Source organism: Bacillus cereus group sp. N31 (assembly GCF_016483245.1).
GTDB lineage: Bacteria > Bacillota > Bacilli > Bacillales > Bacillaceae_G > Bacillus_A > Bacillus_A toyonensis.
On record NZ_JAEHCH010000018.1, the window covers coordinates 62,354 to 80,974 of the forward strand.

The window sequence follows — 18,621 nt, forward strand, 5'->3', positions numbered from 1 at the left end:
AGAATGGGATAATTTCACATATTAAAAATGGTAGGTTATTCCTACCATTTTTTGCATGGAGGGATGAAACATGAAGTTACTCAATTATATCGGTATCATATTGATGGCCATAGGGCTATTCATGGGATCATATTACGCTGTGGAATGGTATAAAGGAAAAAGCTCTGCGCAACAATTAACGAAAGAAGAAATAAAGAATCTTAAAAATATACAAGATACTCAACTTTCTCATGAAACACCTGTAACTTCTCAAGTGCCTTCTTCTCAAACAGAACATAAAGAAGGAGAAAAGGTAGCAATGTTAAATATACCGAAAATAAAGAAGAAGTTTTCTATATATTGGGGAGCAAATGATGTAACGCTGAAAAAAGGAGTTGGTATGTTTGTTAGTGATTTAACGACAACGCCATCTGGAGGGGGACATACTGTATTAAGTGGGCACCGGGATACTGTATTTACAGATTTAGGAGAGTTGAAAGAAAAGGATACTCTTATTTTAGAGTATGATAATAAAACTTACACATATGAAATCCAAAAGATGTGGATTACCCATGCGGATGATCGTACTGTTATTATAAAAAAAGAAGAACCACTATTAACACTGACAACTTGTTACCCATTTGATTATATAGGAGATGCACCGGATAGATATATTATCGAGGCGAAGTTAACTGCTAGTTATTCAAAATAAAATTATAGTTTCTGAAGGCGAGAGGGGGATACATACGTTATGTCAAAAAACATTTTAATTGTTGAAGATGAAGATATATTACGTGAAATATTAAAGGACTATTTTTTAAGTGAACAATATGTAGTGTTTGAAGCAAGGGACGGGAAAGAAGCTTTAGTTGTATTTGAAGAAGAAGAGGTTGATTTAGTTATTTTAGATATTATGTTGCCGGAACTCGATGGATGGTCTGTTTGCCGAAGAATTCGGAAGACGTCCGAGGTGCCTATTATTATGTTGACGGCGCGCGTAGATGAAGATGATACGTTACTTGGTTTTGAACTTGGAGCAGATGACTATGTGACGAAGCCGTACAGTCCACCAATTTTATTAGCAAGGGCGAAACGATTATTAGAAAGTAGAAAAGCATCGAAGAAACCTTTAGAGAATGAAGATGATACGTTATCAATTCATGGTATCCACGTTCATTTTCCATCACGTACTGTTACTGTTGATGAGGTAGATGTTAGTTTAACGCATACGGAGTTTGAAATATTGGTGTATTTCATGAAAAACCAAGGGATTGTACTAACAAGGGAACAATTAATTTCAAGAATTTGGGGATACGAATTTGCTGGCGATGATCGAACAGTTAATAGCCATATTCGTAATTTGCGAAATAAATTAGGAGAGAAAGCAAAGTACATTACAACTGTAGTACGAACTGGATATAAATTTGAGGGGAATGTATGAGAAAAGGGATTGTACTAAAATTATTTACTCTCACAACAGCATTATGTATGTTAATTTTAGCGACGATATTTATTGGACAAACGATATTTTTCAAACAATATTATGCGAATCGAAAAGTAGAAGATATTAAAGTGAATTTAAATTCCTTTGAAAAGAATTATTTAAATTACGCAGGAAATGCAGAAGGAATTCAGAAACTGGAGCAAGACTTTTTTAGAGAAAATAATACGTGGATTACGACATTAGATCAGAATGGGAATTTAAAACATGTGGATGATTTTTATTTTGAGGTAACGATAGACCGTAGGAAACAAAAGGAGTTTGGACAACAAATATTCAAGATTCCCTTATACAATCTCGTCAATATAGAGGAGATTGATAATAAATCATCAGATCAGTTTTTAGGACAAACAATGTCTGTTTCTGGGATGAAACAAGAAGATAGTTTTATTCCATTCTCTTTCATGTTAAGTAAGCAAAATTTAAATGGATCTAATAAGCCATTAGAAAAAGCGTTTCAGGAGAAAATTAAATTAGATGAGGAGAAAAGGAGAGCAGCTGGGGAGCAACTTGTTAAGGAAAAGAAACCAGCTGTTCAGGAAGAAGCTGCTCAGGAATTAGGCTTTTACATAGAAGGACGTGTTACAAAAGTACAGTTCCCAGATGTAAAAGGTCCTGTGAATCCAATTTATAAAAATAGTATATTCTTGGATAACATAAAAGAATTTCAAACGGATTTATTATTAAAAGAAAGCAAGCACATACAATATGCAACACAAACAATGGACTATGAAAAAAATGATATAAAATATAAATTATTAATCAAACCAATAAAAGAAAAAGATGGATCGGTGACATACATATACGCGATGGCTTCTTTACAGCCTGTCGATGAGGCTGTGCAAATGGTGCAAGATTATTACATTTACATTGTTGCGTTTGTAGTCGTTCTTATATTTCTAGCTTCGTTCTATTACTCAAAACAAATCGCAAAACCGTTATTAAAAATAAATGATACAACGAAGAAAATAGCACATTTAGACTTTACAGAAAAAATCCCGATTACTTCAAAAGATGAAATCGGTGATTTATCGCAAAATATTAATACACTATCTAATAAACTACATTCACATATTGGACAGTTAGAACAAGATATTGAAAAAGAAAGAAAGTTAGAAAACACAAGGAAAGAATTTATTGCAGGTGTTTCGCATGAATTAAAAACGCCGCTGAGTATTATGAAAAGCTGTATTTCCATTTTAAAAGATGGGGTAGCTGAACATAAGAAAGACTACTATTTTCAGGCGATGGAAAAAGAAGTAGACAAGATGGATATACTAATTTTGGATATGCTTGAATTAGCTAAATTTGAGTCTGGCACATATAACATGAAGATGGATTCTTTCTATATAGATGGGGTGATTGAAGAAATATGTGAACAGCTTTCATCGGAGATAGAGAAAAAAGAACTGAGTGTGCACAAACATATATGTCCAGCAGAAGTGATGGGGAATCAAAATAGAATTGAACAAGTTATCGTGAACTTCATTACGAATGCCATACGTTATACACCAAATAAAGAGGATATTATTATTTCTACAATAGATGAGAAGGATCGTATAAAAGTGTGCATTGAAAATAAAGGTACTCACATTGAAGAGGAGCAATTAGATAAAATTTGGGATCGTTTTTATCGCGTGGATGCAGCGCGTCATCGTTCACAAGGTGGAACGGGGCTTGGGCTTGCCATTTCAAAGAATATTTTAGAACTACACGAAGCTGAATATGGGGTAAAGAATACAGAAGATGGTGTGTTATTTTACTTCTACTTACTGAAAAAAGCGTAGATCATACATGCTACGCTTTTTTTTAAGTTATTTTCATATTATCTTTACCTAATCTTTATTTTTAAGAGATATAATCTTGTTAGAAAAAGAGGTTATGTAAGGAGTAGATTAGCCATGAATAGCAATTTACTAGGTGTGATGGTATTTATTTTTCTTTGTGCATTTATTGTATTTATTATTGATATTACTCATTGAGAATTTTGATATAAAAAAGGGCGCTAGTTAAGCGCCCTTTTTGTTTGCATTTATTTGATAAGCATTGATGCTTTTGAATAAGCGTGGTGAAGTGATAAATAAAAATATAAGTAAAACTGTACATAGAATAAAAGAACCAAGCATTGTGCTGCCATTTACGATTAATGAATATAGCACAGCTGATTGACCTTTCGGTGCATATTGTCCCCAGAAAATAATACCGGCAATAAAGTGACAGAAGTAACGAGCTAGACTACCGATAAATGTAGCAACGATAATGAATCCAATTACTTTCTTTCCTTGGTTTTGTTTTGATGAAGGTTTATCTTTATGGCTACTTAAGTTTGATTGTTCGTTGCCATTCGCATTAGATGCTAAAAGTGCATTTTGAATTGGACGATAGAATAACCCGGAAAATCCGATAAAAGCAAAGGCAATGAAGTACTCAATGAATGCTTGAACTGGTGTTAAAATGTAGGCATCACCTACGACAATTTGTAATAGTCCCCAAACTAAACCACCTAAGAAAGCTGATTTAAAGCCCCAGCGGTAAGCAATAATAAAAATAGGAATCATAGCGAATGAGATAGAACCGCCTGTTGGAAGTTTAATTGATAATGGTAAAATGTCGATGACCATGGCGAAGGCTGCAAGAATAGCAGATTCGATCATCGCTTGTAAATTAGTGTTACGCATGTTGTCTCCCCCTAAATCCAAGTTGTACAAAAAAGAATAGATATCATAGGAGGATACGAAATACGTAAATAAAAATGAGGTATGTATTTCGGACGTTTGCACAATCCCTGCGTTAGCATTAACTAACAGGTTCGAAGGGTCGGAACGAAGTGTTCCCTCTCAGCGGCATGGCTCCCCCAGTGATAACGAGATTCTTTATTTGCTATTGTTTATTGTAAGCGAAATGGATGAGAATGGCAAACGAATACAGTATGACAATAATTGAAATAGAATTGTAGCGAAATGTTAATAAATATGAAGTAAAAGGGTATAGTACAAGAGAAATTGGGTGTGGTATAATTTTTTTGAAAATAATTATCATTCTCTTCTGAGGGGGAAGGTTATGAGCTTAGTAGATATTAAAATTGGAGAGAAAGTGTTAGTAAAAAGTATTCAGTCTTTAGATCAGCTATTAAAGCGTAGACTAGCTGCTTTCGGTCTTGCTGAAGGAAGCGAACTTCGCCTGAAACAGAAAGCGATGTTTAAAGGTCCTTGTACATTGGAGTGTCGTGGACAGTTAATTAGTATTCGTCATTGTGACGCGAAAATGATAAAGGTGGAATTAGCGTGAATAAGGTAGCTTTGCTAGGGAATCCGAATACAGGGAAGACATCATTATTTAATGCACTTACTGGTTCTTATGAGTATGTAGGAAACTGGAGCGGTGTAACAGTAGAAAAGAAGGTTGGTAAATTAAAAGATAGACAAGGAACATTAATTGATTTACCAGGTGTTTATGATTTAAATCCAGTTTCACGTGATGAAGGTGTTGTAACAAACTTTCTATTAACAGAAGAATTTAATCATATGTTAAATATCGTAGATTCCTCGCAGTTTGAACGAAATATGCATTTAACGTTGCAGTTGCTCGAATTTGGCAAGCCAGTTTCAATCGGTTTAAATATGGTTGATGTGGCGAAGCAAAGAGGAATTGTGATCGATGTAAAACGATTATCAGAACTATTAGGTGTAACAGTCGTTCCTGTCGTTGCAAGAAGTGGAAAAGGCTGTGAAGAACTACTTGCGACTCTTAAAGAAAATGACAAAAAAGAGAAAAAACCATTCCTTATTTCATATGGTGTACAAATGGATGAAGGAATTGGAGAAGTAATTGCTCTTTTAGAGACAGTGAATTACGAGCATCCGAGATGGCTAGCACTTCAATTTTTAAGCAATAACGAAGTAGTAGAAAAAGAAATGAAAGCATTACCAATTTATAAGGAACTCATAGCCATTCGATCTCGCTTAGAAGGAAAACTTGATTGTACGTTAGAAGAGCACATTTACAAAACTCGTGAAGCGTATATTGAAAAGTTAAAAACAAATGTTATGAAGCATGAGAAAGAAGGAAAAATTCCTTTTTCAGAAAAAATTGATAGATTAATTACACATAAAATTTTAGGACTTCCAATCTTTTTAGCAGTTATGTTTTTTATTTTTCAGGTTACGTTTACTTGGATTGGTACACCTTTATCGGATATGTTAGATGAGTTTTTTGGTGGCCAGCTTACGGATTGGGTGACGGCTGGACTTACAAGTATTGGAGCTTCTGATTTTATTCAAGCACTCGTTACAGAAGGTATTATTGCCGGTGTTGGTGCTGTGTTAGTATTTGTGCCACAAATCTTTGCACTATTCTTTTTCATTTCATTATTAGAAGACTCAGGATATATGGCGCGAATTGCAGTTGTAATGGATAGAATTATGGAGTTCTTCGGCTTAAACGGTAAAGCTTTTATTCCGATGATTATCGGTTTTGGCTGTAACGTTCCAGGTATTATGGCAGCGAGAACGATTGAACAGGAAAAAGAGCGTTTACTTACAATTTTAGTAACACCATTTATGTCTTGTTCAGCACGTTTACCTGTATATGCATTATTTGCGGGAGTGTTCTTCCCTCATAGTCAGGCAACTGTTGTGTTCTCTTTATACGTTGCAGGGATTGTCCTTGCGTTATTAGTTACAAAAATTATGTCTCTTACTATTTTAAAAGCAGAAAAATCTATTTTCGTCATTGAATTACCGCCTTACCGTGTGCCACAAGCGAAAACGTTATGGCTTAGCACATGGGAAAAAGGGAAAGGGTTTGTTCGTAAAGCAGGTACATTCATCTTTGGTGGCTCGGTTGTCATTTGGCTATTAAATTATGCAGGTCCATCAGGATTTGGTGTTGATATGGGAGACAGTTACTTAGCGATGATTGGTGGATTTATCGCACCGCTATTTGCACCGCTAGGCTTTGGAACGTGGCAAGCTGCAGCATCCCTTTTAACAGGTTTTTTAGCGAAAGAAGTTGTCGTTTCTACAATGGCGATTATTTATGCGGTTAAAGAAGATGTGCTTGGAAACGTAATGGGAGCACATTATACAGCATTATCAGCGTATGCATTTATGTTCTTTATTTTATTATACGTTCCGTGCTTAGCGACAGTAGCTGTTATTAAACGTGAAACAGGATCAGCGAAATGGACGATTTTCTCAGTCGTTTATCCGCTCGTAGTTGCTTATGTATTAACGCTTATTATATACCAAGTTGGATCTTTACTCGGATTCTAAAAGGAGATGTATGATGATGGTCAATATTATAATTGGAGCTATCATTTTTGGTTATGCAGCATATACGTTAGTTAATTTCGCAAAGCGAAGTAAAAAAGGAAAATGCGCAGCATGTTCTTTAAATAAGTCATGTCAGTCGCAAACCTGTAGTCCGGATATGGAGCAAATTGCTCATAATAAATAGAAAAAAGCTTTGCGAATTTCGCAAGGCTTTTTTTGTTTTACTTTTTAATTTTTACAAGTTGAGAAGCTTCTACTCCATTTGCTCCAGGTAGCTCTTTGCTTGGGTCTTTATCAAATTTCAAAATACCTACAGATTTTTCTTCACCTTTTACATTTACATATGTTGCATCATCAACGATAGCAAACATGTCTGCATAAGAACGGCCATCACCGATAATTGTATTGCCTTCATATTTTAATTTCGCGCCATCAATTGTAGCATTTTCAACTTTGTTTTTTGCGAATAATACACCTTGTTCTGTTGTTACAGCTGGTAATTTATCGATTGCCTTTGTATCATCATTTTTGCTGACTTTTTTAAGTAATTCTTTCTTAACAAGTTCATCACCAGTTTTCTTATCCATTACAAGTACTTTTTTACCCTCTAATGTTGTCATTTTCATTTTATAGAAGTCTTTTTCTTTTACTTCTTTCTTATTTTGATCTGTAATTTTTTGAACTTGCTCTTCTGATCCGTATAATACTAAACCGTTCGCTTTCTCTCCTAATAAAGAACAACCTGATAATGCTCCGAATGAAATTGCTGCTGCTAATCCGATTCCTACTAATTTTTTCATGATGATTTCTCCTTGTCATATGTTTTATAGTAAATACAGTTTTTGTATTAGTTCTTACATTTTGAGAAGCTTGTTTGTTGCTTCTGGTATTAGTGTATAAGAAATATCGGAACGTAACTATCGAATTAGCTTACAGTAACATTACAATAATGTAATTTAGTGAAAGTAAATAAAAATAAGTCAATTTTTGAGGATTTTAATTATAATATATTAGAAATATAATATATTAGAAATACAATATTATATCTGAAATGTCATATTATATTGGTTATATTTTGGAAATAACATGTAAGGACATATTAGTTTTGTTATAATAAACACATAGGCTGTAAAAATGAATATTCTTTACTGTAAAGGGAGATTTTTAAGTTTTCCAAGTAGTGAATTTGAAATATGAGGTATATCATAGGAGGAATTTGGATGTCTGTATTTAAACGATTACGAGATTTAACAATGTCAAATGTGTATTCATTAATTGAAAAAGCGGAAGATCCAGTTAAGATGACGGATCAATATTTACGCGATATGCAAGCGGATGTACAAGAAGCTGAGAAAAGTGTAGCAGCTCAAATCGCGCTTGAGAAAAAGTTCAAATTATTATTTGAAGAACAAGAAGCACTTGTGAAAAAGCGTGAAGATCAAGCTCATATGGCTGTTCAAGCTAGTAACTTAGATCTTGCGCGCCGTGCACTAGAAGAAAAACAAAATGCAGAGCAAAAAATGAATGAGTATAAAGCAAGCTATGAGCAAAATAAAGCAGCTGCTGATAATCTTCGTGCGAAGTTAGAAGAAATGCGTAAGCAATTAACAGAGCTGAAAAATAAACGTGAAACACTTGTAGCACGTGTAAATGCAGCGAAAGCACAAAAGAATATTAATCAGGCGATGTCTGGGTTTGATTCAAATTCAGCGAAAGCTGGTTTAAGCCGTATGGAAGAGAAAGCTCTTCAATTAGAAGCTGAAGCAGAAGCAAGCGGTGAAGTTTACAAAAAAGAAAAGTCATTAGATGATGAATTCGCAAGCTTAAACAAAAATTCTGCTGTTGACGATGAATTAGCTCGTATTATGAAGCAGTATGAGAAATAATATAGAATAGAGACAAATGAACCGACATGTCTAAACAAATTCATGTCGGTTTTCTATTCCCCCGCTATTTGACGGTAGTAAGACTCCCGCCTCAACATTTCGTGAAAGCAGAGAGGTTGGTAGGAGCCAATAATCAGTAGGGGATGGAAAATGCCCCACTGATTAAAGTTTCACTTTATATTTAGAGGAGGTTTTGCAATGACATGGATGAATATAGTAGCCATGCTCGTATGGACTGGAGCGAGTGCAGTACTTTTATTTGCAATTATGTGGGTTGATTCAATTTTTACAAAATACAATGATTTAAAAGAAATAAAAAATGGGAATACAGCTGTAACAACTCGTTTTGTCATGAAATTATTCGCACAAGGTTACATTTTATCTCAATCAATAACGAAAGCAAATGACTTATGGCAAGCACTACTTGCTTCAGCAGTTTCTTTCGTTATTTTATTAGTGGTAGAAATGTTTATTGAATTTGTGCTAAAGAAAATGTCTGGTTTAGATTTAGAAGAAGGTACGAAAGAAGGCAGCGTTGCGCATGCGATGTTAGCTGGATCATTACATATTGTTGGCGCACTTATTTTAGGGGCTTGTTTATAAAGAGAAAAGGAGGGGTAGATTGTGAGCTTATTTAAACGAATTAAAAATATAATGAAAAGTCCAGAGCCGCTGAAGCCGGAAAAGAGTCTTTTAACGTTAGCTCCTGGCGATATGATTGAAGTTTCATTAGTTATGTACGAATTAACTGGAAAAACGAGCATGCATTCTCGTAAGGAAATTGTTTTAACACTGCAAGATGGGAAAGATATTCGTTATTTGAAAATTGAAGATCGTGAAAATACGTATTATAAATTATATACACCAATTGATGGTCGTTTAGATTCAATTGATGAAGTCCCGACGACAATTGAAATGGATGATACTGAGTATCATATGGAAGAGCAATATAACGGACGTGTTGTTGTAATGGGGAAAACACCATTCGCTGCTTCAGAAGAACAGTACGTATGGGAATTTCAATCTGATAACCGAAAATTATTACGTATTGAATGGCAAAATGGTCGCACAATGATGTATGAGGGAGAAGCAATCATTCCTGCTGATGTACAAATTATAAGAGCAACGTAAGGGGGCGTAATCATGTCAAACCGATTGTTTACCATGATTAAATCGTTCGTGATCCCTATACTTGCTATCGTTATTTTACTTGTTGTTGCCGGTTATGCTTTATCAGGCTGTCAAGGCGGGCAGACGAAGTCGATTCAAGACCGTTATCCACTCGAGTCTGTTGCAAAGGAAGGTAAACAAGAATCTTACGTGTATAGGGCCGCCAATCGGTCTGTTCCTGAAGTAGCAAAGGAACTCATTAATGAAAGAGAACCGAAGCAAGCATCTAAAGAAGACGAAAATCAAATGTTCCTCGTTTATTCTGATAAGATTTATAATCTGCAAAAGGATAAAGAGAAACCGTCTGATACGTTAATTGAAATAAGTAATAAAGAGTTTGTCCGTCAAAATTACCAACCATCCTTCTTGCAAGGGTATATTATGGGGAGTATATTAAACGATATATTCGGTTCAAAAAAATCATCATCTGGTGATTATCGAGGATATAATGACAGACAAAATCATAAACCAGTTATTCCGGAAAGGCCACCTACGAAAGAAGAAAAGAAAACCCCGCCTCCAATTACGAAGGAAGGGAAAGGATCTATCATTAAGCGAGGCGATAATGTAGATTCGAAGTCATCAGTAGGTGATAAGGGAAGTATTACTGAAAAAGGAAATAATACGACGCCTCCACCTTCTACCGGAAGCAAAGGGAAAATTACAAAAACACCAGGTGGTTCAAGCGGATCAGATGTGAAGCCGAAATCATCTATTAAAACCCCGCCAAGGAATACATCTCCTCCGAAAACGAGGGTCGGTGGTTCTGGGAAAATTACGAAGAGAAGATAGTATAGAGACCGAAAAGTGTAAATTGCTTTTTGGTCTTTTTTTTGTCGTGGAAATTAATTCCTTATAGCTGGTACAATGAAGTTATAAGGAGGAGATTATTATGACTATGTATAAAAGATTTAGTGTAATTATGTTCCTCGTATTATTCTTAAGTTTGTTTATTAGCACAACGATGAAATTTCACTTTGTAGTAGGTATTCTATGGATACTATGTACATGTACTCTTTTTCTATATGTTCCGCTTCGTTTTCAACAAGAAGTGCCGGTTTTTCAAAAGTATGTAGAGTGGATTAAACGAGGGAGCCGGTGGGGCGAGTAAAAATATATCAGCGCTTATTGGAATATATCGACCGCAACTCCAAATATATCAGCGCTTATTGGAATATATCGACCACAACTCCAAATATATCAGCGCTTATTGAAATATATCGACTTACCGACAAAAACTGACAACGATAGCAACTTAATAATAAAACGAGGCTGTGCCAAAATGTTGGCACAGCCTCGTTTTTCATAACGATTAATGAATATCACGTTTCTTGAAATTACCGCCTTTTACTTCTGCTACGTCATAAACTGTAATAAAGGCATTTGGATCGATTTCATTAATAAGATCTTTCATTTTACTTTCTTCTAAACGGTTAATTACACAAGAAATTTCTTTGAATTTCTCTCTTGAATAACCACCGTATACTTCGTTATACGTTGCGCTTCGGCCTAAACGATCGCGAATTGTTTCTACCATTAATTCAGGCTCTTTTGTGATAATTTTAAATGTTTTCGAACCACTTAAACCAACTTCAACGATATGAATCACTTTCGAAGCAATAAAGTAAGCAATTGCCGAAAGAATAGCTCCTTGAAGACCGAATACTGTTGATACGAAAATAAACACGAACATGTTTAAGAATAAAATAAGGTCACTCGTTCCAAAAGGTAACTTGCGAGAAAGTAATACAGCTAGCATATCGATTCCATCTAATGCTCCGCCATTACGTAATGCTAGTCCCATACCAAAACCGATAATAATACCACCAACAACTGTAACTAATAATGTATCGCCTTCAATAATAGTTGGTATTCCGTGCATGACAACAGTACCTATTGCTAATGAAGCAATCCCGATAATGGAATAAATTGCAAAGCTTTTACCGATTTGCTTATATCCTAACCAAACGAAAGGAATGTTAATAACTGCGATTAGAGCCCCTAATGGCAATCCAAATAATCTTGAACTAACGATACTTAAACCAGTTACACCACCGTCGGATACGTTATTTGGAATTAAGACAGCTTCTAATCCGTACGCTGTAATAAATGCCCCAATAATAATCATCAAAGCTTTTGAAGCGATTTTTAGCTTATTGGGCTTGTTTTTGATAGTTTTCTCCATATAATTTCCTCGTTTCAGACTAGTTTCTTGTTTGTTACATCATTCACACCTAAATTTCATTTTAACATTTAATTTGAAAAAATTCTCCTTTAATGGATGTATGCAGGGAATATTATCGCCATATTATCTTTAAAATATTTTTGAAATGAGTATAAGAAATCCCATCCTTTCAAAGGATGGGATGCTATTAAGAAAATATAAAACTAAGTACTGACACGAATAAAGCGAATCCTAAAATAGCTCCGCAAAACTTCATATGACGTTTACGTCCCATTACGACAATCGCAACGTATTCACGAATCATTGCATTAGGCCAGTAATAAAATGCAGTTTTTGATCCAATTCCTTGGCTATTCAGGCCAGCTTGTCTTGCATATATACCAGCGCGGAAAAGGTGGAAATTATTCGTTGTAAAAATACTTCTATACTTACCTTCAGGTTTTAAAGAATCCATAATTTCTTTAGAGAACGACATATTTTGATATGTGTTTACAGAACGATTTTCTTGCACTGTATGTTCAAGAGGAATTCCTTTTTCGACCGCATAATTTTGCATCGCTTCTGCTTCAGGAAGCCCTTCATCTGGACCTTGTCCACCAGAGAAAATAATTGTTGGTGGTGTATTCACAGCTGCTTGTTTCCAATAAAAGTCGATAGCTTTATTAATGCGGCTTGCAAGTAAAGGTGGTACTTTATCATTAATTAAGCCACTACCGAGAACGACGATGAAATCTTGATTACGTCTTGGTCTGTTGAATTGGTATAGAAAATAAGCACTTAAAAAGTTAGATAAGTGTATAAAGAAATATACGCTTATAAGAGAAATACCTGCAAAAATAGGCTCTAAATGTGATGAGACCAAACTTGCTGGATTTATAATAGGGAGTAACATAAAGAATAACATCGCTAATGCAGCAAGGAGCGTTAAACAGTTAGTGAACCGTCTTCCTTCTCGCTTCATTAAAATTCTTGCATTAAGAAATAATCCAAACATTAAAGCGATAATACCGAAAGGAAGCATAATGAGGAGTGCTAAAAAAGGTAAAAATATAATGTAACGCAAGACAGCACTATCTGAGTTTAAAGATGCGATTACGCAAAAAAGAAGGAAAAAACAGATAAAGGCATTAAATAAAAAGCCGTTTATGATTTTTCGCGGATCTTTTAAATAAGAGATAAGAAAAATAATAAACAATATAAGAGGAATAATTCCAAAATACAGCATAAATATAGTACACCTCAACTTGTATAAGAATTTGACATATCTTTTATATTACATGATTTCATAAGTGAAAATGAAAGAAAAAGGATTTTGAATTTTCTCAATAAATTATATAGATACATATGTTAAAATATATGTAAGGCGATATATTAAAAGTAAAATGGTTGAAGGGGCACTCGGTAGAGTGTCTTTTCTTTTTTGTATGTAATTGTGCATATTATATTTATTTTAAAATGAAGAGGATTAAAATATAAGTTGTAGACAGACTTTATAAAGCAGAATTTTGTACAAGCATTTCCCTCAATTTTTTGTATCTAACAATCGTATAACAATAAAGTGAAACTTTAATCAGTGGGGGATTCATCCCCAGCTGATTATTAGTTGAACCAATCGGGCATTTACAGGCAGTTGATCCCCCACCTAACTTTTTTTCTTTCGCTGAATTTTGAGGTGGGGGTCTTACTGCCTGTTAATGCGGGATAAATAATTCTGTTTTATAGTGTCTGTTTATGAAAAGTGTCTTCTTTGAGGGCACTTTTTGTTGTTTAGTGGAGATGAGTTTTTACTGTTAACATAGTGGAAACTATCTATACTAAACATTAGCAATCTTCCGTATAAACATTATCAATTTACTATATATTCCAGTGGTGTTAAGTTAAATATGAAAGGCTTTCTTTTTCAAAATATTACCCCTAATAAAATTTTGAAGAAGTCAACTGTCTCCAAACTTGCCATTCATGCTTAGAGAAAAAGCACTCATTTTGAGTGCTTTTTCTTATTGAAACATGCTATTTTTATAGGCGATTTTCATAAAATGAAAGTAAGGAAATGAAAGTAGGTGAAAATATGCCGGCAGTTGTTGAGGGTGTTATTATTGAAAACTGCAATGGGACGATTAATTTAGGGGATAAATATAATGTGCAACCGATTGAAAAGACGAAAGCTTATAATGGATCGGGATCATCGAACACTGGATTAAATGTAAGAACATTTAGTGGTATTAGTACGGCAGATGTAAAGGATAGCGATGTGTATGACCAAGTCATTCAATCTACGTTATAATTTTTATATGTAAAATTGCATAATGTGATGTGTCTGCTGTGTGATACAATTTAGCTGTGAGCTGTTAGTGATTCTTCTGCATCATAGTTGTTAGATTGAAAGTATAACATCTTATCCTGCTAGTTGCGGGCAGTAAGACTCCCACCTCACAGATCGGCTTGTGCTGAGCATTTAGGTAGGGAATCAACTGCCCGGAAATGTCCGATTGGTGTGGGCTAATAATCAGTGGGGATGAACAAAACCCCCACTAGTTATAGTTTCACTTTATCGAAAATCATACGTAAAAAAGACACTTCAAACGAAGTGTCTTTTTTCATTTTAGTGATACCCTTTAGCGGAGTCTTTATGAATTTTATTTTTAAAGATACTGTAGCTCCAAAGTTGATAGCCAATAACAATTGGTACCATAACTATTGCAACGAAGAACATAATTTTTAAGTTTAATTGGCTACCAGCTGCGTTGTATAACGTTGTACTATAGGCGTCGTTAATGCGAGAAGGTAACATTCTTGGGAACATACCTGCAAAGCCAGTTGTCATAAACATTGCGATTGTTAAGCAAACAAATGTAAAGGCAAGGCCGATTTTATGTTTGTACACCATAATAAGTGCGAGTACACTCATTAACATTGCAAGTACTGGAAGAATAAATAGTAACGGATATTCCGTAAAGTTTTGGAATAAGTTTGTGCGATTTGCAGTTGCTACATAGAAGATAGCTAAAATGATAGCAGCTGCCATTGAAAATGGTCTTGCGATTTTATAAGCACGATCGGATACTTCACCAGTCGTTTTAATCATAACCCAAAGAGCACCAGATACGACGAATATAGCAGTGAAGAACAGACCACCTAAAATACCGTAATGGTTTAGTAAGCTAAGTAGATTTCCTTCATAGCCATTTTTTCCGATTTGTAGTCCGTAATATAGGTTAGCGAATGTAACACCGAATAAAAAAGCGATTAGGAAACTACCAATTGTAAATGCCCATTTACAAGTTTTTTGCCAAATTGGTGAATCATCTTTATGCATAAATTCAAGTCCAGCAGCACGAGCAAATAGTGCAAGTAATACTAAAAATAGTGGTGTGTATAGGTAACTAAACATATTTGCATATGTGATTGGAAAGGCAGCAAATGTTGCGCCACCAGCTGTAATTAACCATACTTCATTACCACCCCAGAATGGACCAATTGCTTCTTGTAATTGATTTCGTTCTTGTCGGTCTTTCGCAACGAATGGGAAAATCATTCCGTTACCGAGTGCGTAGCCATCAAGAATGAAGTAAACTGTCCAAATTACGCCCCATAAACCGAACCAGATGATTGCAAGCATATCATGAGACATGAGCTGTACCTCCTTCAGTAGCAGGCTCTTCTAATGCAGATGGTCCTTTTTTTGCGAACTTCAGCATTAAGTATACGTCTGCAATTAAAAGTAAAGTGTAGAACAATATTAAACTAATTAAGGAGAACCAAATTTGTGGAACTGATATAGGTGATACAGATTCTGCTGTACGCATGAGTTTATAAACTGTCCATGGTTGACGACCTACTTCAGCGACAATCCAGCCAGCGTTAATCGCAATGTACGGAAGTAAGACAGACCACATTGTAATTTTTAAATAACGTTTTGAGTTTTCTAGTTTTCCTTTTCGGTTTAAATAGAAGCCGTACCAAGTTAATGCCATAAAGAACATGCCAAGTGCGACCATTAAGCGGAAGCTATAGTACACGAGGTTAACGTTTGGACGATCTTCTTTCGGAATATCTTTTAAACCAACAATTTCTCCATCAAATGAGTTTGTATAGAAGAAACTTCCGAGTTTTGGAATTGTAAGTAGTTCAAAGTTCTTTTCATTTTTCACATCAGGAATTTGAATGATTGAGAAACCTTGTCCTTTTCCAGTTTCCCAAACTGCTTCCATCGCAGCTCCTTTAGCAGGTTGATATTTAGCTGCCGATACACCAGATTGATGTCCCATAAACGGTGTAATAGTTGCGGCGAATAAGCCTAACATTAAACCAAACTTAAATGATTTTTTGAAGAATTCCACTTCATTTTTACGTAGCAAGTGATAGGCACTAATGGCCATAACGAAGAAAGCACCAACGATATAACAACTAATTACAGTATGGAAGAACATGTTCCAAGCATATGGATTTGTAACAAGTGCCCAGAAATCATTTAATTCAGCGCGGCCGTTACGTACTACATAGCCAACAGGATTTTGCATAAAGCCGTTTGCTGTAATAATCCAAAGTGCGGAAATATTTGTTCCAAGTGCAACCATCCACATACAGAAGGCACGGAACTTTGGTGAAATTTTGTCTTTACCGAATAACCATATTCCCATGAACGTAGATTCTAAGAAGAAGGCAACGAGTGCTTCGATTGCGAGAGGGGATCCGAAAATATCTCCCATATATTTGGAGTACTCAGACCAGTTTGTTCCAAATTGGAATTCCATCGTAATCCCGGTTATAATCCCCATTACGAAGTTAATTGTAAATAATTTACCCCAGAAATTTGCCATTTTGCGGTATGTTGGATTCAATGTGCGGGCGTATTGAGTTTCCATACATGCTACTAAAATAACAAGTCCGATTGTTAAAGGTACAAATAAAAAGTGATAAAAAATAGTAATTGCAAATTGAAAACGACTTAGTAACAGAACGTCGGACATAATAAATATTCACTCCTTTTTTACATTATCTACAATCAGTTTATAGTGAAAATACGTTTAAAGTATGTGAAACTTGTTACAAAGCTGTGTGTATATTTTGAAAGAATTATGTCGATTATCTGAAAATATCTTATTTTTACTATAAAGCGATATCCTTTTTGAGTTTTTCATATTTTGGTACACTATTTATGTAGTGTAAATGAGAGAAAAGAGGGTTCCTTACTATGAAGTCATTAGAAGAGATTTTGCAGTACAATGAGAAATTTGTTGAAGAGAAAAAATACGAAGAGTATGAAACAGGAAAATTTCCAAATAAAAAAATGGTAATTATCTCTTGTATGGATACTCGTCTTGTTGAATTATTACCGAAAGCGATGAATATGCGTAACGGTGATGTGAAAATTATTAAAGTAGCAGGCGCTGTTATTTCCCATCCATTCGGAAGTATTATGCGTAGTATTTTAGTTGCTGTATACGAACTTGGTGCCGATGAAGTTTGTGTAGTTGGTCACCATGATTGTGGTATGGCAAAAATTCAAGCAAGCAGTACAATTGAGAAGATGAAAGAGCGCGGTGTAACAGATGAGAAATTAGATACACTCCGTTATTCTGGAATCGATTTAGAAAGATTCCTACAAGGGTTCTCTAGTGTTGAAGAAAGTGTAGAACATAGTGTATCAATACTTCGCAATCATCCGTTACTTCCGGAAGAAGTACCTGTTCACGGTCTTGTTATAGATCCTGATACAGGAAAATTAGATTTAGTTGTGAATGGTTACGACAATTAAGAATTTACTTTGTCATCCTTTTTATCTGGGACAGGATCAAATCCTCCCGGGTGGAAAGGGTGACATTTTAATATACGCTTACAAGTAAGCCAAAAACCTTTCAATGCACCATGCTTTTGAAACGCCTCTAATCCGTAATGAGAACAAGTCGGATAAAAGCGGCACGTTGGCGGTGTCATCGGCGAAATAAATTTTTGATAAAAGCGTATAATTCCAATGAAAATCTGTTTCATAATGGTCTCCTTTTCAGCATATTCTTAAAGTATTATAGCACGACTGTACATAATACTTTACTAATGTTCATTTCCGTTATATCATATTGGATATAACGGAATTAAATTAAAAGCGGGAGAGATGTTGTATGCCATCAGTAGAAAGCTTTGAATTAGATCATACGATTGTAAAGGCACCTTATGTAAGACATTGCGGAGTTCATAACGTAGGTAGTGACGGTATTGTAAATAAATTCGATATTCGTTTTTGCCAACCGAATAAACAAGCAATGAAACCAGATGTTATTCATACGTTAGAGCATTTATTAGCATTTAATTTACGTAAATATATTGATCGTTATCCGCATTTTGATATTATCGATATTTCACCAATGGGCTGCCAAACAGGATATTATCTTGTTGTAAGCGGAACACCAACAGTTCGTGAAATCATTGATTTATTAGAACTAACATTAAAAGATGCGGTTCAAATTACAGAAATTCCAGCTGCAAACGAAACACAATGTGGTCAAGCGAAGCTTCACGATTTAGAAGGAGCACAACGCTTAATGAACTTCTGGTTAAGCCAAGATAAAGACGAACTTGAAAAAGTATTTGGATAAAGAAAAACTGCCTGTGAAAAGGCAGTTTTTTTAT

At 35.0% G+C, this 18,621-nt stretch carries 21 protein-coding genes and 1 riboswitch; of the genes, 14 read left to right on the forward strand and 7 right to left on the reverse strand.

Annotated features, from left to right (window positions below; all coding sequences use genetic code 11):
* Positions 1–70 precede the first annotated feature (70 nt).
* From JDS81_RS20420 to JDS81_RS20430, 3 genes are read left to right on the forward strand one after another with little or no spacing between them, the layout of a single operon-like run.
* On the forward strand, positions 71–691 hold the full coding sequence (locus JDS81_RS20420; protein ID WP_097953545.1) for a class D sortase: 621 nt from the start codon (positions 71–73) through the stop codon (positions 689–691).
* 39 nt (positions 692–730) lie between these two features.
* On the forward strand, positions 731–1,420 hold the full coding sequence (locus JDS81_RS20425) for a response regulator transcription factor (RefSeq protein WP_000041849.1): 690 nt from the start codon (positions 731–733) through the stop codon (positions 1,418–1,420).
* Positions 1,417–3,267: a sensor histidine kinase gene (locus JDS81_RS20430; RefSeq protein ID WP_097953544.1), complete on the forward strand. Its 1,851-nt coding sequence runs from the start codon at positions 1,417–1,419 to the stop codon at positions 3,265–3,267. The genes JDS81_RS20425 and JDS81_RS20430 overlap by 4 nt, the downstream gene beginning before the upstream one ends.
* 222 nt (positions 3,268–3,489) lie before the next feature.
* Here the strand turns inward: JDS81_RS20430 and thiT are convergent, their stop codons facing one another.
* On the reverse strand, positions 3,490–4,158 hold the full coding sequence (gene thiT, locus JDS81_RS20435) for an energy-coupled thiamine transporter ThiT (protein WP_001246603.1): 669 nt from the start codon (positions 4,156–4,158) through the stop codon (positions 3,490–3,492).
* 86 nt (positions 4,159–4,244) lie between these two features.
* Positions 4,245–4,346: riboswitch (TPP riboswitch) on the reverse strand.
* Positions 4,347–4,540: 194 nt separating this feature from the next.
* Between thiT and JDS81_RS20440 the strand changes: the two genes are divergently transcribed.
* The 3 genes from JDS81_RS20440 to JDS81_RS20450 are packed head-to-tail and all read left to right on the forward strand — an operon-like array spanning position 4,541 to position 6,937.
* Positions 4,541–4,768 (forward strand): FeoA family protein, encoded by a 228-nt coding sequence (locus tag JDS81_RS20440; RefSeq protein ID WP_000060512.1) that lies wholly within the window; start codon positions 4,541–4,543, stop codon positions 4,766–4,768.
* The gene (feoB, locus tag JDS81_RS20445) at positions 4,765–6,753 is read left to right on the forward strand and encodes a ferrous iron transport protein B (protein WP_097953543.1); all 1,989 of its coding nucleotides are present in this window, start codon (positions 4,765–4,767) and stop codon (positions 6,751–6,753) included. Before JDS81_RS20440 ends, feoB begins: the two co-directional genes overlap by 4 nt.
* 13 nt (positions 6,754–6,766) lie before the next feature.
* Positions 6,767–6,937: a FeoB-associated Cys-rich membrane protein gene (locus JDS81_RS20450; protein ID WP_000989588.1), complete on the forward strand. Its 171-nt coding sequence runs from the start codon at positions 6,767–6,769 to the stop codon at positions 6,935–6,937.
* A gap of 37 nt (positions 6,938–6,974) precedes the next feature.
* On the opposite strand, the gene JDS81_RS20455 is transcribed toward JDS81_RS20450, so the two are convergent.
* On the reverse strand, positions 6,975–7,553 hold the full coding sequence (locus tag JDS81_RS20455; protein WP_000737493.1) for a lipoprotein BA_5634 family protein: 579 nt from the start codon (positions 7,551–7,553) through the stop codon (positions 6,975–6,977).
* 420 nt (positions 7,554–7,973) lie between these two features.
* On the opposite strand from JDS81_RS20455, the gene JDS81_RS20460 reads away from it, so the two are divergent.
* From JDS81_RS20460 to JDS81_RS20480, 5 genes are all read left to right on the forward strand, one after another.
* The gene (locus JDS81_RS20460) at positions 7,974–8,639 is read left to right on the forward strand and encodes a PspA/IM30 family protein (RefSeq protein ID WP_000110292.1); all 666 of its coding nucleotides are present in this window, start codon (positions 7,974–7,976) and stop codon (positions 8,637–8,639) included.
* A gap of 198 nt (positions 8,640–8,837) precedes the next feature.
* Positions 8,838–9,242, forward strand: a complete 405-nt coding sequence (locus JDS81_RS20465; RefSeq protein ID WP_097953542.1) for a DUF350 domain-containing protein — start codon at positions 8,838–8,840, stop codon at positions 9,240–9,242.
* Positions 9,243–9,263: 21 nt separating this feature from the next.
* Positions 9,264–9,770 (forward strand): DUF4178 domain-containing protein, encoded by a 507-nt coding sequence (locus JDS81_RS20470; protein WP_000051741.1) that lies wholly within the window; start codon positions 9,264–9,266, stop codon positions 9,768–9,770.
* 12 nt (positions 9,771–9,782) lie between these two features.
* Positions 9,783–10,601: a DUF4247 domain-containing protein gene (locus JDS81_RS20475; protein WP_000071184.1), complete on the forward strand. Its 819-nt coding sequence runs from the start codon at positions 9,783–9,785 to the stop codon at positions 10,599–10,601.
* A 100-nt stretch (positions 10,602–10,701) separates the two neighbouring features.
* Positions 10,702–10,920 carry a hypothetical protein gene (locus JDS81_RS20480; RefSeq protein ID WP_000180099.1) on the forward strand — a complete coding sequence of 73 codons (219 nt, stop codon included), beginning with the start codon at positions 10,702–10,704 and terminating at the stop codon, positions 10,918–10,920.
* A gap of 201 nt (positions 10,921–11,121) precedes the next feature.
* On the opposite strand, the gene JDS81_RS20485 is transcribed toward JDS81_RS20480, so the two are convergent.
* Together JDS81_RS20485 and JDS81_RS20490 are read right to left on the reverse strand one after the other, a co-directional pair.
* Positions 11,122–11,994 carry a YitT family protein gene (locus JDS81_RS20485; protein ID WP_000415908.1) on the reverse strand — a complete coding sequence of 291 codons (873 nt, stop codon included), beginning with the start codon at positions 11,992–11,994 and terminating at the stop codon, positions 11,122–11,124.
* Positions 11,995–12,181: 187 nt separating this feature from the next.
* Positions 12,182–13,219, reverse strand: coding sequence for a YdcF family protein (locus tag JDS81_RS20490; protein WP_097953541.1), 1,038 nt, complete (start codon positions 13,217–13,219; stop codon positions 12,182–12,184).
* Positions 13,220–14,044: 825 nt separating this feature from the next.
* Here JDS81_RS20490 and JDS81_RS20495 point away from each other — a divergent pair.
* Positions 14,045–14,278 carry a spore germination protein gene (locus tag JDS81_RS20495; protein WP_275952055.1) on the forward strand — a complete coding sequence of 78 codons (234 nt, stop codon included), beginning with the start codon at positions 14,045–14,047 and terminating at the stop codon, positions 14,276–14,278.
* A 318-nt stretch (positions 14,279–14,596) separates the two neighbouring features.
* Here JDS81_RS20495 and cydB read toward each other — a convergent pair whose 3' ends face one another.
* Both cydB and cydA read right to left on the reverse strand, forming a co-directional pair.
* The gene (cydB, locus tag JDS81_RS20500; protein WP_097953540.1) at positions 14,597–15,625 is read right to left on the reverse strand and encodes a cytochrome d ubiquinol oxidase subunit II; all 1,029 of its coding nucleotides are present in this window, start codon (positions 15,623–15,625) and stop codon (positions 14,597–14,599) included.
* Positions 15,615–16,964 carry a cytochrome ubiquinol oxidase subunit I gene (cydA, locus tag JDS81_RS20505; RefSeq protein ID WP_097953539.1) on the reverse strand — a complete coding sequence of 450 codons (1,350 nt, stop codon included), beginning with the start codon at positions 16,962–16,964 and terminating at the stop codon, positions 15,615–15,617. The genes cydB and cydA overlap by 11 nt, the downstream gene beginning before the upstream one ends.
* A 224-nt stretch (positions 16,965–17,188) precedes the next feature.
* Here cydA and JDS81_RS20510 point away from each other — a divergent pair, with 224 nt between their 5' ends.
* Positions 17,189–17,752, forward strand: coding sequence for a beta-class carbonic anhydrase (locus JDS81_RS20510; protein ID WP_000838170.1), 564 nt, complete (start codon positions 17,189–17,191; stop codon positions 17,750–17,752).
* Here the strand turns inward: JDS81_RS20510 and yidD are convergent.
* On the reverse strand, positions 17,749–17,985 hold the full coding sequence (gene yidD, locus JDS81_RS20515) for a membrane protein insertion efficiency factor YidD (protein WP_000809334.1): 237 nt from the start codon (positions 17,983–17,985) through the stop codon (positions 17,749–17,751). The genes JDS81_RS20510 and yidD overlap by 4 nt on opposite strands.
* 128 nt (positions 17,986–18,113) lie before the next feature.
* Here yidD and luxS point away from each other — a divergent pair, with 128 nt between their 5' ends.
* The gene (gene luxS / locus JDS81_RS20520; protein ID WP_001141371.1) at positions 18,114–18,587 is read left to right on the forward strand and encodes an S-ribosylhomocysteine lyase LuxS; all 474 of its coding nucleotides are present in this window, start codon (positions 18,114–18,116) and stop codon (positions 18,585–18,587) included.
* The last annotated feature ends 34 nt before the right edge of the window (positions 18,588–18,621 follow it).

What these genes read in the sequence shown, in the direction of transcription:
- JDS81_RS20465 (WP_097953542.1), top strand. Translation starts at nt 8,838, where the DNA reads ATGACATGGATGAATATAGTAGCCATGCTCGTATGGACTGGAGCGAGT.
- JDS81_RS20510 (WP_000838170.1), top strand. Translation starts at nt 17,189, where the DNA reads ATGAAGTCATTAGAAGAGATTTTGCAGTACAATGAGAAATTTGTTGAA.
- JDS81_RS20460 (WP_000110292.1), top strand. Translation starts at nt 7,974, where the DNA reads ATGTCTGTATTTAAACGATTACGAGATTTAACAATGTCAAATGTGTAT.
- thiT (WP_001246603.1), bottom strand. Translation starts at nt 4,158, where the DNA reads ATGCGTAACACTAATTTACAAGCGATGATCGAATCTGCTATTCTTGCA.
- luxS (WP_001141371.1), top strand. Translation starts at nt 18,114, where the DNA reads ATGCCATCAGTAGAAAGCTTTGAATTAGATCATACGATTGTAAAGGCA.
- JDS81_RS20425 (WP_000041849.1), top strand. Translation starts at nt 731, where the DNA reads ATGTCAAAAAACATTTTAATTGTTGAAGATGAAGATATATTACGTGAA.
- JDS81_RS20475 (WP_000071184.1), top strand. Translation starts at nt 9,783, where the DNA reads ATGTCAAACCGATTGTTTACCATGATTAAATCGTTCGTGATCCCTATA.
- JDS81_RS20420 (WP_097953545.1), top strand. Translation starts at nt 71, where the DNA reads ATGAAGTTACTCAATTATATCGGTATCATATTGATGGCCATAGGGCTA.
- JDS81_RS20485 (WP_000415908.1), bottom strand. Translation starts at nt 11,994, where the DNA reads ATGGAGAAAACTATCAAAAACAAGCCCAATAAGCTAAAAATCGCTTCA.
- JDS81_RS20430 (WP_097953544.1), top strand. Translation starts at nt 1,417, where the DNA reads ATGAGAAAAGGGATTGTACTAAAATTATTTACTCTCACAACAGCATTA.
- JDS81_RS20440 (WP_000060512.1), top strand. Translation starts at nt 4,541, where the DNA reads ATGAGCTTAGTAGATATTAAAATTGGAGAGAAAGTGTTAGTAAAAAGT.
- JDS81_RS20450 (WP_000989588.1), top strand. Translation starts at nt 6,767, where the DNA reads ATGATGGTCAATATTATAATTGGAGCTATCATTTTTGGTTATGCAGCA.
- JDS81_RS20455 (WP_000737493.1), bottom strand. Translation starts at nt 7,553, where the DNA reads ATGAAAAAATTAGTAGGAATCGGATTAGCAGCAGCAATTTCATTCGGA.
- yidD (WP_000809334.1), bottom strand. Translation starts at nt 17,985, where the DNA reads ATGAAACAGATTTTCATTGGAATTATACGCTTTTATCAAAAATTTATT.
- JDS81_RS20495 (WP_275952055.1), top strand. Translation starts at nt 14,045, where the DNA reads ATGAAAGTAGGTGAAAATATGCCGGCAGTTGTTGAGGGTGTTATTATT.
- JDS81_RS20480 (WP_000180099.1), top strand. Translation starts at nt 10,702, where the DNA reads ATGACTATGTATAAAAGATTTAGTGTAATTATGTTCCTCGTATTATTC.
- cydA (WP_097953539.1), bottom strand. Translation starts at nt 16,964, where the DNA reads ATGTCCGACGTTCTGTTACTAAGTCGTTTTCAATTTGCAATTACTATT.
- cydB (WP_097953540.1), bottom strand. Translation starts at nt 15,625, where the DNA reads ATGTCTCATGATATGCTTGCAATCATCTGGTTCGGTTTATGGGGCGTA.
- JDS81_RS20490 (WP_097953541.1), bottom strand. Translation starts at nt 13,219, where the DNA reads ATGCTGTATTTTGGAATTATTCCTCTTATATTGTTTATTATTTTTCTT.